13 protein-coding genes and 1 pseudogene are annotated in these 16982 nt (G+C 33.6%); 12 read left to right on the forward strand and 2 right to left on the reverse strand.

All coding sequences use genetic code 11. The features are described from left to right. Positions 1 to 66 precede the first annotated feature (66 nt). The 6 genes and pseudogenes from CP366_RS03570 to CP366_RS03595 form a co-directional block, all read left to right on the forward strand. Positions 67 to 675: a hypothetical protein gene (locus CP366_RS03570; RefSeq protein ID WP_013086397.1), complete on the forward strand. Its 609-nt coding sequence runs from the start codon at positions 67 to 69 to the stop codon at positions 673 to 675. A 25-nt stretch (positions 676 to 700) separates the two neighbouring features. Then, positions 701 to 1357: a hypothetical protein gene (locus CP366_RS03575; RefSeq protein ID WP_089146973.1), complete on the forward strand. Its 657-nt coding sequence runs from the start codon at positions 701 to 703 to the stop codon at positions 1355 to 1357. A 46-nt stretch (positions 1358 to 1403) separates the two neighbouring features. Then, complete coding sequence (locus CP366_RS03580) at positions 1404 to 2159, forward strand: hypothetical protein (RefSeq protein ID WP_005727753.1); 756 nt, start codon at positions 1404 to 1406, stop codon at positions 2157 to 2159. An 11-nt stretch (positions 2160 to 2170) separates the two neighbouring features. Continuing rightward, positions 2171 to 2722 carry a cysteine hydrolase family protein gene (locus tag CP366_RS03585; protein WP_057727074.1) on the forward strand — a complete coding sequence of 184 codons (552 nt, stop codon included), beginning with the start codon at positions 2171 to 2173 and terminating at the stop codon, positions 2720 to 2722. Between the two features lie 161 nt (positions 2723 to 2883). Continuing rightward, positions 2884 to 3120 carry a replication initiator protein A gene (locus tag CP366_RS03590; protein ID WP_041810979.1) on the forward strand — a complete coding sequence of 79 codons (237 nt, stop codon included), beginning with the start codon at positions 2884 to 2886 and terminating at the stop codon, positions 3118 to 3120. Between the two features lie 156 nt (positions 3121 to 3276). Beyond that, positions 3277 to 6564 (forward strand): annotated as a pseudogene (locus CP366_RS03595) (DEAD/DEAH box helicase); the annotation flags it as partial. A 117-nt stretch (positions 6565 to 6681) separates the two neighbouring features. Here the strand turns inward: CP366_RS03595 and plsY are convergent. Next, the gene (gene plsY, locus CP366_RS03600) at positions 6682 to 7317 is read right to left on the reverse strand and encodes a glycerol-3-phosphate 1-O-acyltransferase PlsY (protein ID WP_005719656.1); all 636 of its coding nucleotides are present in this window, start codon (positions 7315 to 7317) and stop codon (positions 6682 to 6684) included. A gap of 98 nt (positions 7318 to 7415) precedes the next feature. On the opposite strand from plsY, the gene parE reads away from it, so the two are divergent. From parE to CP366_RS03625, 5 genes are all read left to right on the forward strand, one after another. Further along, complete coding sequence (parE, locus tag CP366_RS03605; protein ID WP_013086390.1) at positions 7416 to 9362, forward strand: DNA topoisomerase IV subunit B; 1947 nt, start codon at positions 7416 to 7418, stop codon at positions 9360 to 9362. Positions 9363 to 9380: 18 nt separating this feature from the next. After that, positions 9381 to 11837: a DNA topoisomerase IV subunit A gene (gene parC, locus CP366_RS03610; RefSeq protein ID WP_089147933.1), complete on the forward strand. Its 2457-nt coding sequence runs from the start codon at positions 9381 to 9383 to the stop codon at positions 11835 to 11837. A 147-nt stretch (positions 11838 to 11984) separates the two neighbouring features. After that, on the forward strand, positions 11985 to 12959 hold the full coding sequence (locus CP366_RS03615; protein WP_061204721.1) for a LysR family transcriptional regulator: 975 nt from the start codon (positions 11985 to 11987) through the stop codon (positions 12957 to 12959). Between the two features lie 29 nt (positions 12960 to 12988). Beyond that, entirely contained in the window at positions 12989 to 13924 is a 936-nt protein-coding gene (locus CP366_RS03620) for a manganese-dependent inorganic pyrophosphatase (RefSeq protein ID WP_054832972.1), read from the forward strand. Positions 13925 to 14009: 85 nt separating this feature from the next. Further along, positions 14010 to 14609, forward strand: a complete 600-nt coding sequence (locus CP366_RS03625; protein ID WP_013086386.1) for a peptidylprolyl isomerase — start codon at positions 14010 to 14012, stop codon at positions 14607 to 14609. 41 nt (positions 14610 to 14650) lie between these two features. Here CP366_RS03625 and CP366_RS03630 read toward each other — a convergent pair whose 3' ends face one another. Continuing rightward, the gene (locus CP366_RS03630) at positions 14651 to 15010 is read right to left on the reverse strand and encodes a helix-turn-helix domain-containing protein (RefSeq protein ID WP_013086385.1); all 360 of its coding nucleotides are present in this window, start codon (positions 15008 to 15010) and stop codon (positions 14651 to 14653) included. 307 nt (positions 15011 to 15317) lie between these two features. On the opposite strand from CP366_RS03630, the gene CP366_RS03635 reads away from it, so the two are divergent. Continuing rightward, entirely contained in the window at positions 15318 to 16013 is a 696-nt protein-coding gene (locus tag CP366_RS03635) for a YoaK family protein (protein WP_005719647.1), read from the forward strand. Positions 16014 to 16982 lie beyond the last annotated feature (969 nt).

Below are 16982 nucleotides of genomic sequence, written 5' to 3' on the forward strand. Positions count from 1 at the left end.
CTTTTATTTTTGAAATTTAAGTCATAGCTAGAAATGTAGTAAAATTAAGCTTGTAAGGAGAATTAGATGCACTTTGATATCTTTAATCGAAAAACTGTCTCAACTGATAAAATGTTTTTCCAGACAACATTAAATCCTAAGCAAGCAATAATCATTGGCAATGGTGCTAAATTTCGACGTTGGGTTTTCTTTTCTACTAATTTTGCTACATTTTATGTAATCATTCTGTCAGCTATTAGTATTTTATTAATTAAGTCTAATGTTTCTGTACTAATTTGCTTACTATTAGCATTAGCAAATTTAGTAATTAATCGCTCAATACCTCGTTATTGGCAAACTTTCTTTGGCCCGAATGCTGAATATGGAAAAAATCATCGTCCAGCTATTTTGCCTATTTTATATATCATAACCTTGTTCGGTTGGCTTTGGAGCGTATCACATTTCGTAGGATCTTTAACTTTTATTACTGGTACATTTGTGCTAGTAGGTCTTGCAGGTAGTTTGTTATCGCTCTGGATATGGATGAATTTGAATACTGTTAGTTGTGTTCCAATCAGTGAATTACAATGGCGAAACAATGCCAAACGCAGGGGAATGTCTGATGAAGACATTGATAAGGTTATTGCTAGTTTAAAAAAGCGTAGAGCAATATATTTTAGTAAACACGATAAATAAAATTATAGACGAAAGATAGAATTTAATGACAGATTTTACAGAATTTGAAAGTACAATTTTTTCATCAGACGATAATTTTGCCATTCGAAAAATTAAACATAATGTCATTTTGACGTATCGCACTCAAGATGGTGAAAAAGAATATGAAAGCCTAAGTAAGAATACATATCGTGTATTTTTTGAAAATAATCTTGAAGTTAGTCGACTGTATCCACCTGATGAATTCAGTCACAATTGGCTAATCCAAATTTTAATGCCGCAACTTTCAATTGATTCGCTCAAATCTATGGCGATTGCCTTAACTACATTAGAAAGAATTGCGCAAAGTCAAGAAGGCATGCAATTATCTGAATATGTTAAAAATAGTGAGTTAGTAGAAATAAAGTCCTGGTTTGATCTGCGTAATAAGTTGCGAAAAATATCCAAAGCTTATAGCCTAATTAAGCAAAGTACTGATCAAACAACACAGTGGCTAGGAAGTGATGGACATCGTTATCGTGAAGTGATTTTAGCCAATAGTTTACGGCTTAATTATGGTCAAGATGAAGTTGTTCGTTTAATTCCAATTAAAAATAATTGGGTTATTCAGTTTGTTAAAACTGATTTCAGTGCAACTGATGGCGTAATTGATCAGCTTTTTGCGGCATTAACATTATTGACTCAATATGTAAAACAAATTTAAATCAGAGATGAAACATATTCTTTATGCCCTTAATGGGACTTTTTTAATGTTACTCGTTCCGGCTTTATTTGTATTAGCATTACGACAATTAAGCCATGAAGCTAACCAAAAATTGGTAAATACATTTGGTTTTAATAGTCAAATTATTGTTGGCGGATTAGGCATTATTGTTCATGAACTTAGTCATTTGATTATGGCTATAATTTTTGGTCATCATATTAATGCGGTTAGTTTATTGCGCATCCCTAGTAATACCAATGATATGTCACTTGGCTATGTTAAACATACTTGGTCTCCTACATCTACTTATCAAAAGGTGGGTAATGCTTTTATTGGCATTGCACCTGTATTAGGATGCACCTTGCTGATTTACATAATCATGCGTACATTGAATACACCTATTTCATTGGTTCAGAATCAGCTTACTACTCAGTTATTAAGTAATGGTAATGCACTTAACTGGAATTTCTTAACTCATAGTTGGATTTATATTTTTGAATTATTTCAGCTTAATTTTGATTCAATATGGCACTCAATTGTTGCTTTATTGCTAGTAATCAGTCTATGTTTTGGTGGATTCGATTTAAGCGAGGCTGATATAAGTAGTGGAAAATATGCTTTTTTAGGATTAATTGGTATAACCTTTATTATGCTTCTCTTAGTTTCTTTTCTAGGCTTTCACGCTGCATTATTACCGTTTTTAGTTAATATTACTGTCTGGATTTATTTGGTATTCATTATATCAATAGTAATTTTAGCAATAATTAATTTAATTATGTATATTTTAAATATTATTTTATAAAGGAGAAAATAATGGCAAAAGCGTTATTAGTTATCGACTACAGCAAAGACTTTGTAGCTGATGATGGAGCTCTTACTTGTGGCAAGCCTGCTCAAGCAATTGATCAACGTATTACAGAACTGTGTAAACAGTTTCTACAAAATAAAGATTGGGTGATTTTCCCGATGGACGCGCACTTAAAAAATGATCCATATCACCCTGAAACTAAATTATATCCACCGCATAATATTATTGGAACTGCTGGCCGTGAAGTATATGGTCAAACGGGTAAATGGTATTTAGAAAACAAAGATAATGATCATGTTTTATTAATGGATAAAAATCGTTATTCAGCTTTTCAAAATACTAATCTAGATAATTATTTACGTGAACGCCATATTCATGACCTGACACTAACTGGTGTTTGTACTGATATTTGTGTATTGCACACAGCGATTGCGGCATATAATTTAGACTATGAAATTACAATTCCACGTTCTGCTGTTGCTACTTTTACATCAAATGGCGATGAATGGGCAATGGCTCACTTTAAAAATGCATTAGGTGCGAATATTGCTGATTAATTTAATGGCCTGCATAATTTACTAAAGAGGTCAAAATGTATACAAATATTCGTAAGTTTAAAAAGGGCGGAAACTACCCGGAACAGCAAAATGGGCTACCACAAGCATTTTTTCATAATCCCAAGTATAAGAAGTTAAGCCCCGATGCATGATACCTATACATGATATTTACGATGAGAATGATTGATTCACAAACCAATGGATGGGTAGATGCTGACGGTAATATGTATATTATTTATTCTAATCAAGAGCTAATGGATGACATGCATTGCAATTCTTATACGGTGAAACGACTAAAGAAAGAATTGGTTAATCATGATTTGTTACTCGAAGAAGATGCTCCTGCAGGACATGATGATAGGTTATATCCTTTAAGAATTAATGAAAACGAAAAATGATAAAAGACATTGGTAAATACGGCCAATGTCTTTTATTTAGTATTAGTAATTAATCATTAGTAAAGAAAATAACTAATGTATCCGCATCAGGATAAGGCTCTGAATGAACACTTAAGAAATTTTGCAATTTATGATTGTATTCAATATTATTTTCACTGTAAACACGAGGTTGCGGCTTTACTTGCAGTAGAAAATGAACATAACGTTAAAGTCCCTTTTGCTGACTTAATTTCTGAACATCTTAAGCAAATGATCGCACATAAAAGCCCAGTACTTAACCCCTTAAATTTGATTGGCAATATGAAATTTACCAAAAAAAGTTATGATCAGGCACTGGAACTTAATGATCACTGGTCGATTAGTAGTTGTCGGCATTTTGATGATAAGATGCGTAAATATGAATATTTTTGGGAGATAGTAACAGAGGACAATGAGTTAATTACATTATCTGTGCAATTTACTCGCTGACAAATTATATCAATTAAATTTGATAGTGATTTTTCCCGTATTGAAAAAGATAGTGTTAGAATATTAGCTCTGTTTTACTTTATTAATGAGTATCTTGATGACGATCCATTTGATTTAACTAACCAGGCCGCTGAAGATCTACTTGAATTTTATAGTGACGCTTCTACCCAAAATGATGAGCCGATTATTTTGCGGGCAAGTATTGATAAGTATAATAACATCCCTAGTTTGACGTTTAAATTAGGAAAGAACAAGCATCTTTATAAAGTTAAAGATCTTAATCAACTAGTAGATGCATCCCGACACAGCTCTTCTCTAAAGCTAGGTAAATTTTTCAACGAGCCTATAAATCAGGCTAAAATGGATATTGATAGTCAACACTGGTTATCTTTTATTGAAAAAATTATAGATGCTCGTAATCTAAACGAAGAATTTTATTATAATTACAGTAGTCAGGTTGGTCGCATTACACTAGAGAACTCTGTGGCCGATGAAGTTAATGATTTACTTTATCAAGGCGTAAAGTTGTACTCAAATGAGCAGCCTATAGGATATACAACTGATCAACTAGATTTAAACATTAAAATTGAAACTCAAAAGTCATCTGTTTTAGTTAGTGTAGAGGATCTTCCAGTTTCTACTATAATTACTGGGAGTCATGCGTATTATGGCTATTACAAAGATGTATGGATCAAATATATAGGTCTTACGCCTGCTTCTTTGCATAATTTAGGATTGCAGCCTGGTGCTGAAATGCAATTTAGTAAAAAGACCGTTGCTAAGTTTGCACATAATATTTTGCCTAAATTTGAGCAAACAAAGTTTATATTAGTGTCTGGTACTGATGAATTGAAAGTTATTTTGCCACCAGAGGCCCATTTTTTGTTTAAATTAGATTATCGTGTAGGCAGTATTTTATGTGTGGCTCGAGTACAGTATGGGGATGCACAATACGAGTTAAATCAAGGATATACTGAAGAGGACCGACGCGATGTTGAAAAAGAGACCGCAGCATGGAAGCACATTAATACATATTTTAGTGATTATCAGCATGGGCGGTATGTTTTATCCAATGAAGACTCGGATGTCGTACAAGCTTTTCTAGATGATGGTATCAATGAGTTGAAACGATTAGGCGAAGTACAAATTACAGCTAACTTTAGATCACTTTTAAAGGGAATAAAGATTAATTTGGATGTTGGAGTAGATATCAACCTGACTAATGAATTATTAGATATCGATCTTGCTGATCAAAAGATGAGCTGGGAAGACATTCAAGCGGCTTTGAAAGCCTACCAAGAAAAGCGAAAATATTTTGTTTTAAAAAATGGAATGCTAGCTAAGGCAGAACAACCGACAATTGAACAATTGGCACAAACTTTGCATGATTTAGGTATTAGTTTTAAGGATTTCATTCACGGTAAATTACATTTACCAGCATATCGTGCCTTTTATTTTGCTAAGCAAATGAAAGCTGCTAATGCACTGCATTTCTCAACTAATGAATCCTTTAATACTCTGATTAATGATTTAGCTAAGAATCAGTTGAAGCAAAATCAAATACCAGTTAGTTTGCAAAATATTTTGCGTCCATATCAGAAGATAGGTTTTAATTGGCTAAGCACTATCGTTAATTATAAATTTGGCGGGCTACTTGCTGATGAGATGGGATTAGGTAAAACCTTGCAGATTATTAGTCTTCTTTTAGCTCGCAAAGAAAAAATGCAAAATCAGTTACCTAGCTTAATCGTTGCGCCTGCTTCTGTTATCTATAATTGGCAGGCAGAAGTTAAAAAGTTCGCACCTAGCCTTAATGTGGCTCTATTAGATGGCACTAAAAAAGAACGAGAGAGATTGCTTTTAGATGCTAAAAAGTATGATCTGCTAATCAGTTCATATCAATCGCTTAATCGAGATCTAGAAGCGTACCAAAATCTAATTTTTGATGTAGAAGTAATTGATGAAGCACAAAATATTAAGAATCAGCAATCAGTTACCGCCAAGACAGTCAAAGTCATTAAAGCGCATCATAAACTGGCTCTAACAGGAACACCGATTGAAAATAAATTGAGCGAGTTATGGAGTATTTTTGATTACTTAATGCCAGGTTTTTTAGGTTCATATCCTGACTTTAGGAAAAAGTATGAATTACCGATTGTTAAAGAGCAAGATAAAGAAGCAGAAGATCAATTAGCTAATATGGTAATACCCTTTATCTTGCGGCGTCTAAAAAAAGATGTGCTACGTGACTTACCTGACAAAGATGAAGAAATTGTGCCTGTTAAAATGAATAAGAAACAAGCTGATTTGTATAATATGCAGACGCAAAAGATTATCGCTCAATTAAATAGACAGGGGGATGAAGACTTTAAGAGATCGCGTTTTCAAATTTTGGCTCAGATTAATAAATTACGTGAAATTTGTTGTGATCCTCATTTGCTTTATGAAAACTATCATGGCAAGTCTAATAAATTAATTGCTACAATTGAGTTGATTAAGAATAATCTAGCAAATGGACATAAAATTTTATTGTTTTCACAGTTCACAGCTATGCTAGATATTTTGCATGAAAACCTTGCCAGATTAAGACTACCTTTATTTACTATTACTGGATCAACACCTAAAACTAAGCGTCAAGAACAAGTTCAAAAGTTTAATCAAATGGCTCAACCAGGGGTCTTTTTGATTTCATTAAAAGCAGGCGGAACAGGCATTAACTTGACTGGTGCTGATGTTGTAATTCATTATGATCCTTGGTGGAACTTGGCCGCAGAAAAACAGGCGACGGATCGAGCTCATAGAATTGGTCAAAAGCATTCTGTTAACATTTATAAGATGGTTACAGAAGACAGTATTGAAGAGAGAATCATTGCTTTACAGCAAAAGAAAGCAGAATTAGCTGATATAATTTTGCAAAATGATCAGATTGCTGATGCAACAATGAGTAAAGACGATTTAATTAAGATTTTGAAATAAATAGATCATTATAATAAAATAAAAATATTTGTTTGCACTTGCGAACTATTGTTTGCAAAAGTATAATATTTAGGTAAACAAAAACCAACAAGCTAAATGCTTGCTGGTTTTATAATTTTAGTTTGAGTTAGTATGTTTCTTTTTATACCAATACACTAGACCGAATGGAACCAGATTCTCTTGGTGATGTTCGATTCGAATAATATTGCTTCGGTGACTCCAGTAAATTAAGATTACGAGCAATCCACTGATAATGCTCAAGGCAAGATCGTGGAAAAAGAATGAAGCAATAAAGATTAGAACTACTGAGATCAAACTAGTTAATGAAACCATACTTGTAATAAATAAGATAGGGAAGAAGATTAACGCACAGATCAAGAAAAAATGGACATTATATCCTAGTAAAAATCCAGCGGAAGTTGCTACTGCCTTGCCTCCTTTGAACTTTAAAAAGACAGGAAAAGCATGGCCTAAAATTGCAGCTAAGCCAAAAATCAAGCAAAGATAATGTGGTCCTAGTTTAAAAATTATTGGTAATACTGTAGCAAAAGTTCCTTTGAGAAAATCTACTATAAAGACAATGATTCCAGCAGCTGGTCCTAATACTCTAAAGGTATTAGTCGTTCCGATATTTCCTGATCCGTATTTCCTAATATCTTTATGAAAAAAGATATTACCCACTAACACACCTGTTGGGAATGATCCAATCAAGTATGCTAAAATAAACAACGATGCAAATTTTAATGCAAACATATTTAACAACACTCCTATTAATCTATCGCTATTTTAGCAAAGATTATCTTTTAAATATATGGTGCTGGTTAAATTAATGAACAAGTGGAGGAATTTTAGTGGCAAAAGCTAATACTTATGATGATTCTTCAATTCAAATTTTACATGGCCTAGAAGCCGTTCGTAAAAGACCTGGTATGTATATTGGTTCAACTGATATTCATGGTCTTAATCAATTAGTGTATGAAATCGTCGATAACTCTGTCGACGAAGCCATGGCTGGTTTTGGTAAAGAAATTGATGTAACCATTCATTCAGATAATAGTGTTACTGTAAGAGACTTTGGGCGTGGTATGCCGACAGGAATGCACAAATCGGGTAAGCCCACAATTGAAGTTATTTTAACTGTATTACATGCTGGTGGTAAGTTTACTGAACAAAATTATAAAACTTCAGGCGGGTTGCATGGCGTAGGTTCATCCGTTGTTAATGCACTTTCAAGTTATATGAAGGTTAGAGTCGTTCGCGATGGTAAAGCTTATGAAGAAGAATTTAAAGATGGTGGGCATCCGGTAGGTACATTAAAGTGTGTAGGAAAGACAAAAGAGCCAACAGGGACTACCATTACGTTTAAGCCAGATGAGACTATCTTTTCAACCACGAAGTATAAGTATGAGACAATTCAGGAGAGAATTCGTGAATCTGCTTTTCTACTTAAAGGGGTTAAATTTGTCTTAACAGATGAGCGTGAGCCAGAACATCATGATGTTTTTCAGTATGATGATGGAATTAAATCATTTGTTAAGTATTTAAACGAAGGTAAAGGCACAATTAGTGATGTCTTTTATTTTGAAGGCAAGCAAGATGGCATGGAAATTGAATTTTCAGGTCAATATAGTGATGGATATTCAGAAAATTTAGTTTCATTTGTTAACAATGTTAGAACTGGTGATGGTGGTACCCATGAGTCAGGTGCTCGTAGTGGATTTACACGTGCATTTAACGATTATGCTAAAAAGCAGGGTCTACTAGGTAAAAAAGATAAAAATATTGATGGTTCTGATTATCGTGAAGGGCTTAGCGCGGTTTTATCTGTTAAAATCCCTGAAGAATTACTTGAATTTGAAGGACAGACTAAGGGTAAATTAGGTACTCCACAAGCACGTTCTGCTGTAGATTCACTTGTTTATGAGAAAATGTCTTACTATTTAATGGAAAATGGTGAGCTGGCTCAGGAACTAGTTAAGAAGGCTCAAAGGGCTAGGGATGCACGTGAAGCAGCTAAAAAGGCACGTGATGAAAGCAGAAATGGTAAAAAGAGACGAAAAAAAGAAGTTTTGTCTGGTAAATTAACGCCAGCTCAATCACGAAATCCTAAAAAGAATGAATTATTCTTGGTCGAAGGTGACTCAGCTGGTGGATCTGCTAAGCAAGGTAGAGACAGAAGATTCCAAGCAATTTTGCCTCTTCGTGGTAAAGTATTAAATACTCAGAAGGCAAAATTGCAGGATATCTTTAAAAACGAAGAAATTAACACTATGATTTATACCATTGGTGCTGGTGTAGGAACCGAGTTTAATGTTGATGACTCTAATTATGATAAAGTCATTATCATGACTGACGCCGACGATGATGGTGCTCACATTCAGATCTTGCTATTAACATTCTTTTATCGTTATATGCGGCCGATGATTGAACACGGAAAAGTTTATATTGCTCTGCCACCGCTTTATCGCTTACAAAAAGGTCGAGGCAAAAAGACGCAAGTTCAATATGCATGGACTGATGAAGAACTAGCTGATGATGAAAAGAAAATGGGACGTGGCTATTCGCTGCAGCGATTCAAAGGTTTAGGTGAAATGAACGCGGAACAGCTATGGGCTACTACTATGGATCCTCAATCGAGAATGTTAATCAGAGTTAAAATTGACGATGCTGCTCTTGCTGAGAGACGAGTTACTACCTTAATGGGTGATAAAGTAGCCGCAAGAAGAAAGTGGATTGAAGAAAATGTTAAATTCAGAATGGGCGAAGACGGCTCAATTCTAGAATCCGAAGATGAATAAAAGAAGGTTTTAAATTTAATGGCCACAAAAGAACGAATTCGAGAAATGCCACTTGAACAAGTAATGGGTGAACGTTTTGGACGATATTCAAAATATATTATTCAAGAACGTGCTTTGCCTGATATTCGAGATGGCTTAAAGCCAGTTCAGCGGCGTATCCTTTATGCAATGTATCAAGATAGTAATACTTATGATAAACCATTTAAAAAGGCTGCTAAGGCTGTCGGTAATATCATGGGTAACTTTCACCCTCACGGTGACAGCTCAATCTATGGGGCTTTAGTGCACTTATCACAAGACTGGAAGATGCGCGAACCGTTAGTTGAAATGCATGGTAACAATGGTTCAATGGATGGTGATGGCCCAGCAGCTATGCGTTATACGGAATCCCGCTTAAGCAAAATCTCTAATATGCTTTTGCAAGATATTGATAAGCAAACCGTAAACATGGTGCTTAACTTTGACGATACTGAGTATGAACCTACAGTCTTACCTGCACGCTTTCCTAACTTATTAGTTAATGGATCAACTGGGATCTCATCTGGTTACGCTACAGAGATTCCACCACATAACTTAGGTGAAGTGATTGATGCAACAATTTATTTGTTGAAACATCCTGATGCTTCTCTTGAAGATTTGATGAAATATGTAAAAGGTCCTGACTTTCCAACTGGTGCTATTGTTATGGGGACTAAGGGAATTAAGGAAGCATATAGGACAGGACGTGGTAGAATTCAGGTCCGTGCCAAAACCACTATTCAAGAAATTCGTGGGCATAGGCAAAAAATTGTTGCTACGGAAATTCCATTCGATGTTAACAAAGCACTATTAGTAAAAAAGATAGATGAAATCCGTCTGAATAAAGAAATTGATGGAATCGCAGAAGTTCGTGATGAAACTGACCGCCATGGTTTGTCAATTGTGATTGAATTGAAAAAAGATGCTGATGCGCAGAATATTCTAAATTATTTATTTAAAAATACTGACTTACAAGTATCTTATAACTTCAACATGGTCGCTATTGATCACATGACTCCTGTTCAAGTTGGGCTAAAACGAATTTTAGCTTCTTATTTAGAACATGAAAAAGACGTTGTAACTAAACGTACGAAATTTGACTTAGATAAGGCAGAAGCTAGATTAGAGATTATTCAGGGCTTGATTCATGCCATGGATATTTTGGATCAAGTAATTAAAACCATCCGCGCTTCTAAAAATAAAGCCGATGCTAAGAAGAATTTAATAGCTAAGTATAAATTTACTGAAAAACAAGCTGAAGCAATTGTTTCTTTACAACTTTATCGTTTAACTAATACGGATGTTAATGAATTAATTGCTGAACAAGACAAGTTAAATAAATTGGCCGAAAAATACCGTAAATTATTATCAGATCGTGCAACTTTAGAAAAAGAAATTATTAAAGAGTTAAATGCAGTCAAGAAAGAATTTGCTAATCCACGTCGAACTCAAATTTCAGAAGAAAGTGCTAAAGTTGAAATTGATGAAAAAGCCTTAGTTGCTGATGAACAGGTTAGAGTACTAATTAGTCGAGATGGCTATTTAAAGCGTTCATCTTTACGTTCATATCAGTCAACTAATGATGATGACAATGGTTTACCAGATGGTGACAAAGTAGTTTATGAAAACACACTATCTACCCTGACTAACTTGTATTTATTTACCAATAAGGGGAATGTCATTTATCGTCCAGTACATGAACTAATTGAAACCAAATGGAAAGAAACAGGACAACACCTATCACAAGAAATTGGATTAGACAGTGATGAGCAAATTATTCGCGTCTTTGTATTTGATAAATTGAATACTGATTGCAACTTTATTCTGGCTACTAATGACGGTTATATCAAACAATTGGAGTTAGCTAACTTACAGCCGACGAGAACTTATAAGTCACGTGCAATGACAGCTATCAAGTTAAAGGGCAAGGATAGTTATGTGGTTGGGGTAGATTTGATCAAATCAGATAATCATAAGGAAATCACATTATTTACTCATCGCGCCTATGCAATTAGATATGATGCTAGCGAGATACCAACTTCAGGAGCTAAAGCAGTAGGTGTTAAATCTGCTAACTTGAAAGATGACGATTATATCGTAAATTATGTCCTAGTTGATTCTAAGTATGTTGATTTAATGCATGTTGGGCTAATTACTCAACGTGGGGCATTTAAGCAATTCAAACTTAAACTAGTTAATAAAGTTTCTAGAGCCAAGCGAGGGGTACTAGTACTGCGGGAATTGAAGAATAAACCGCATAGAATTGTTGCTCTAATGCCATATGCTCAAGATCATTTGTTACATGTCACTACTTCTAGTGACCGTCATGTAAATATTAAAACTACGGATTATCCATTAGGCGATCGTTATTCTAACGGCTCATTTGTTATTGATACTACTGTTGATGGGACGCCTGTAAGTATTGAATTGGGAAGACCCATTAGTAGTCAAAATTAAGATTTGAGTTTAACTAAAACAATATATTAATCTTTAAAAACAGTGTTAAGACATATGTTTTGACACTGTTTTGTTTTGGATAGATAATAGCAGTGTTATGGGACATGGCTTATCGTAAAATAATATTTTAGGAAAGAGATAATCGTTATGTCTAAAAGTGATACTATTTTATCGGCTAAATCATTGCGTTATTTTTTACAATTGATTGAGACGATGAATTATACCCAAGCTGCACAAATTTTAGGTATTACCCAACCGGCTTTAACTCAGCAAGTAAAAAAATTGGAACGCGCTATTGGTGCTCCATTATTTGGACAAATGGGGAAGAAGTTATACCTAACCGAAGCTGGTAAAGAAATGGAAGCAGCAGCGATAGAGTTGCTAAATACCATTAATGGTGTTATTAGTGACATTCAAGAATATACCCAGTCAGATAAAGGCAATATTTCAATTGGTATTCTAGAGTCCGTACATGTTGATCTTTTCTACCAATTTTTACGTTACTTCAATAAAAAGTATCCAGAAGTAACTTTTACCGTTGATTACTTTGACCGCAAAGAGCTATGGCACAGACTTGATTCCAATATGATTGATATGGCGATTATGTATATGCCAGATACTACTAATAAAACAGGAGCTAATTTCCGTCATCAATACAATCATCGTGATATTTGCCCTGAGCATATTGTTGTACTGACTCACAAGGATAATGTGGAAGCAGGAGGGACATATTCTGTTACTCGTTTTGGCAACAGAAAGTGGGTTGCATATCCGGAGAATTACTACTTATCAAGATTAATGCGACTTAACTTTAGTAAAAAGATTGATCTCGTTACTCCGTTTAAAATTGCATCTACTAAGGAAATGATCAAAATTGCAGAAAATACTGATCTTGATACTTATGTAGATCAGACTTACTATGATGCGCATAAGGATGAGATTAATTTGACTCCTGTTTATATTAAAAATATGCCTGAGTTTACGACTGCTTGTGTTTATCGTAGAGGAAAATTAGATGTTCCTAGGATGAAGAAATTACTAACGGAATTACAGATTTTCTTAGACAATAACTTGGATAGGAACAATAATTTTAGTAAACTATTAAGTGAAGAAATTAAATAAAATAATTAGAAAAAGAGGCAATTTATTTAATGGAAAAAGAATTTGTTTTTGGACACCAAAATCCAGATACTGATGCAATTGGCACTGCTATTGCATTTTCATATTTGCAAAACAAGTTAGGTTACAACACTGAAGCCGTTGCCTTGGGTGAGCCTAATGATGAAACTGCATATGCTCTTAAAAAATTCGGCTTTAAAGCACCTCGTGTAATTAAAGAAGCTGCTCCAGAAGTTAAATCTGTTATGTTGGTTGACCACAATGAACCACAACAAAGTGTTTCAGATATTGACAAAGTTAAGGTTACTCATGTTGTGGATCACCATAGAATAATGAATTTTAATACCGCTGATCCATTATATTACCGTGCAGAACCTGTAGGCTGTACTTCAACCATTGTTTGGAGAATGTTCAATGAATTTGGCATTGAAATTCCAGAAAACTACGCTGGTTTAATGCTTTCAGCTATTATTTCAGATACTTTACTTCTTAAATCACCAACTACTACAGATAAGGATAAAAAGGCTGTAGAAGCATTGGCTAAGATTGCTGGCGTAGATTACAAGGAATACGGCTTAGCAATGCTTAAGGCTGGTACTAACATCAGTGACAAGTCAGAAGAAGAATTGATTGATTTAGATGCCAAGAGCTTTGAATTAAATGGTCACAACGTCCGTGTTGCACAAATCAATGTTGTTGACTTACCTGAAGCGTTAGAACGTAAGGAAGCCTTTTTAAAGGCAATGGATGCTTCATCTAAGGATAATGGTTATGATATGTTTATGCTTTTAATTACTAACATTCTTGACTCAGATTCAGAAGCTTTAGTTGTTGGCTCTGATGAGACTAAGTCATTATTCGAAAAAGCATTTAATAAGCAACTTAGTGATTCAGAAGTTAAATTACCTGGTGTAGTATCACGTAAGAAGCAGGTTGTTCCACCTCTTACTGATGCTTTTAATGCTTAAAAGTAATGATGTAAAAAATAGGAGGTAGGGTTAACTGCCTCTTATTTTTTACCTAAAAATTAAAACTGATTTTAGGAGAAAAATATTGAAATATCCACAATTAAATTTAGAAAATCAACAGGGACCAACAGCTGTATTGAAAACCAATCAAGGTGAAATAAAAATTCAACTTTTTCCAGAACAAGCTCCAATGACGGTTGAAAATTTTATTCGTTTAGCTCAAAAAGGCTATTATGATGGTACTATTTTTCACCGCGTAATTAGCGACTTTATGATTCAAGGTGGAGATCCTGAAGGAAATGGCACTGGTGGTGAAAGCATTTGGGGGCATCCATTTGAAGATGAACTTTCACGAGAACTTTTTAATATTCGCGGAGCATTATCGATGGCTAATTCAGGCCCTAACACTAATGGTAGTCAATTTTTTATCGTTCAAAACAAGAATATGCCTAAGCGTTACATAAAACAGATGGAACCCGCAGGCTATCCAAAGGAAATTATTCATGCTTATAAGCAAGGCGGAACTCCATGGCTTGACGGTCGTCATACGGTCTTTGGACAAGTAATTACAGGCATGGATGTAGTTGATAAAATTGCTAAGTCGAAAAAAGATAAAATGGATAAACCACTAGAAGATATAACTATTGAGTCGATCCAAGTCCAAGGATCAAAGTTTGATGACTAACAAAAACGTGCTGTTTTTTCGGAATAAACAGCACGTTTTTGTTAATTATTCATTTCTTTTAGAAGGGTGATCAAAGACTTACATACGCGTTCAGCCTTAGGTTCTGGTAATTTTCTTAATTCGTTAATAACTTTTTTCATGAAAACGGGTGTATTGTTATCATGAATTTTTTCAGGCTTGATTTTTTTAGCACGATAGGCATTGTTAATGATATCGGGTGTAGTAGTATTCAAAGCTTTGGCAATAGAATCAAGCTTCTGAATACTAATGTTTTGGTCCTTAGTCCTTTCCACACGTGAAATAAAATTTACAGAAAGATCACTTAGCTCAGCCAAATCTTCCTGTGTTAGTTTCTGTTCACGTCTTCTACGAGAAATTTCTTCTCCTAAATTAATATTCACAAGCATTCGATCCTTTCAAGTAACTTATAGTCTATTATAGCCTATATAAAATTATGTAAAAAATGAATAGACTATTTTAATATTCTCAACATACACTTATATTAAATAATAAGAAATTATATTTGTTTATAAATGTACATTTTTAGCGTAATCAGTGCTATTAGGCACTACAGTTTATAGTATAGTCTTAAATTGAATACTTTTATTGTTAAAATAGAAATGAAATAAAAGCTTAAAAAAATATACTAATTATTAAGTTTTTAAGCTTATAATGTATACAAGGATATAAAAATAGATTGGGGATTTGATGAGTTTAAAAGAGGTTTTAAATAGTAATCGGCCTGCAGAGTCACGACAATTAGCGTGTGCGTTAACTTTTTGTGGGGGATTTATTGATGCATATACATATATCCAGAGAGGACATACGCTTTCCGCTGGACAAACAGGAAACGTTATCTTTTTTAGTTCAGCATTAGCTGATCATAATGTTCCTGGAATGATTAATCGAGCTAGTACGTTTATTGCTTTTTCTTTAGGATTGCTATTAGTAGGACTTTTTCATAAATATGTGAAAAGTCACTATTGGAGAGTATTTTGCTTATTTCCAATTTTAGCGATTTGTATTGTAGTGGGCTTTTTGCCTAAAAGTGTTCCTAATTATTATATTGTGCCTGCTATTGCGTTTGGATTGGCTATTCAAAACGCATCTTTCAGCAAAATTGAAGGCATGGGTTATAACAATGCATTTACAACTGGAAATTTAAAAAAATCGGTTGTTGCATGGAGTGCATTTTTCTTTGGTGAAGACAAAAGTAAACATACAGCTGCCGTTAATTATATGATGTTAACAATTGCATTTGCAGTTGGAGCAATAATTTCAGCTTTACTGCAAAAATTATTGGTATTAAAAACTATTTGGATTGCAGTCATTTTTTTAACGACGATTAATTTAGTTTATATCATTGCATTGAGACGAAATAAAAAAATTGATTTTTCAAAATGATTTTAAAAGCACTTGTCATAATTGGCAAGTGTTTTTTTGAAGAGGTTGTGAGTGAGAAGAAAGCGACCAATCTTAAAAATAATAATTTTATCAGTGTGCGTATAATTCATATTATGTAAAGCTAGATTAAAAAACAATCAATTTAATAATAGAAGTCATAATTAATTTAATTGTTTCAGCAAATAAGTCTTATTTTGGATTTGTTAACTCGAATTCAGGTTATTTATTTTTTCAAAAAATGAATTTTGCTTTTTTAATTTTTGTTTTTACTTCATTTACTCTGACTATGATAAGAAAATCACCTCTCAATAAATTTTTACATGCTGAGATCGCAATTCTATGACCAAGTTCATTTATTTTGATCAATAGTTAGTTTTATAGTTTAATAGTTAGTTGTTCATTTGTATGAACCAGTTTTTAAAAGTAATGGTTTTATTGATGGTTGGAATTATAGTTTTTCATCAAGTTAATCAAGCTAGATAAAATTACTTTTATGGCTAAGAGTAAATCAATGGTATCCTAGATATTCTTGAGATAATTTTTTAGAGATTAGTTATCCGTATATTTTATGGCTAAAAGTCTGAATTGAATAATATGCTGACAATAATCAATAAAACAACCTTCAAAGAGAAGTATTTTGAAACAGTTATGGTAAAGTAATTCTAATTAAAAATAATGAAAATAGTTGAGTAATATGCTAGTTTTGCCTTTAGTATCTATAAAGCCATTTTTTTATTTTTATGCTATAGCTTTCTTTAAAACAAAAATTTTAATGATCACTAGATACCAATTCCCGATATATCAACAATTTACTTGATATATCGGGATTTCTTCTTAGTTGTTAGTTTCAGATAAAATCGTTTTGAATCGTCTAGTTTCATATTTTTCGCCCCATTTTTGCCCCATAAATTACTAAAAATCACAATGTTTTCTGAATTTTATTGATAATAATATATATGTTATTTACTA

It is taken from the genome of Lactobacillus sp. UMNPBX15, from assembly GCF_002553785.1.
Taxonomy (GTDB): domain Bacteria; phylum Bacillota; class Bacilli; order Lactobacillales; family Lactobacillaceae; genus Lactobacillus; species Lactobacillus crispatus.

What these genes read in the sequence shown, in the direction of transcription:
- CP366_RS03615 (WP_061204721.1), top strand. Translation starts at nt 11,985, where the DNA reads ATGTCTAAAAGTGATACTATTTTATCGGCTAAATCATTGCGTTATTTT.
- CP366_RS03620 (WP_054832972.1), top strand. Translation starts at nt 12,989, where the DNA reads ATGGAAAAAGAATTTGTTTTTGGACACCAAAATCCAGATACTGATGCA.
- CP366_RS03580 (WP_005727753.1), top strand. Translation starts at nt 1,404, where the DNA reads ATGTTACTCGTTCCGGCTTTATTTGTATTAGCATTACGACAATTAAGC.
- CP366_RS03575 (WP_089146973.1), top strand. Translation starts at nt 701, where the DNA reads ATGACAGATTTTACAGAATTTGAAAGTACAATTTTTTCATCAGACGAT.
- parC (WP_089147933.1), top strand. Translation starts at nt 9,381, where the DNA reads ATGGCCACAAAAGAACGAATTCGAGAAATGCCACTTGAACAAGTAATG.
- plsY (WP_005719656.1), bottom strand. Translation starts at nt 7,317, where the DNA reads ATGTTTGCATTAAAATTTGCATCGTTGTTTATTTTAGCATACTTGATT.
- CP366_RS03635 (WP_005719647.1), top strand. Translation starts at nt 15,318, where the DNA reads ATGAGTTTAAAAGAGGTTTTAAATAGTAATCGGCCTGCAGAGTCACGA.
- CP366_RS03590 (WP_041810979.1), top strand. Translation starts at nt 2,884, where the DNA reads ATGATATTTACGATGAGAATGATTGATTCACAAACCAATGGATGGGTA.
- CP366_RS03570 (WP_013086397.1), top strand. Translation starts at nt 67, where the DNA reads ATGCACTTTGATATCTTTAATCGAAAAACTGTCTCAACTGATAAAATG.
- CP366_RS03585 (WP_057727074.1), top strand. Translation starts at nt 2,171, where the DNA reads ATGGCAAAAGCGTTATTAGTTATCGACTACAGCAAAGACTTTGTAGCT.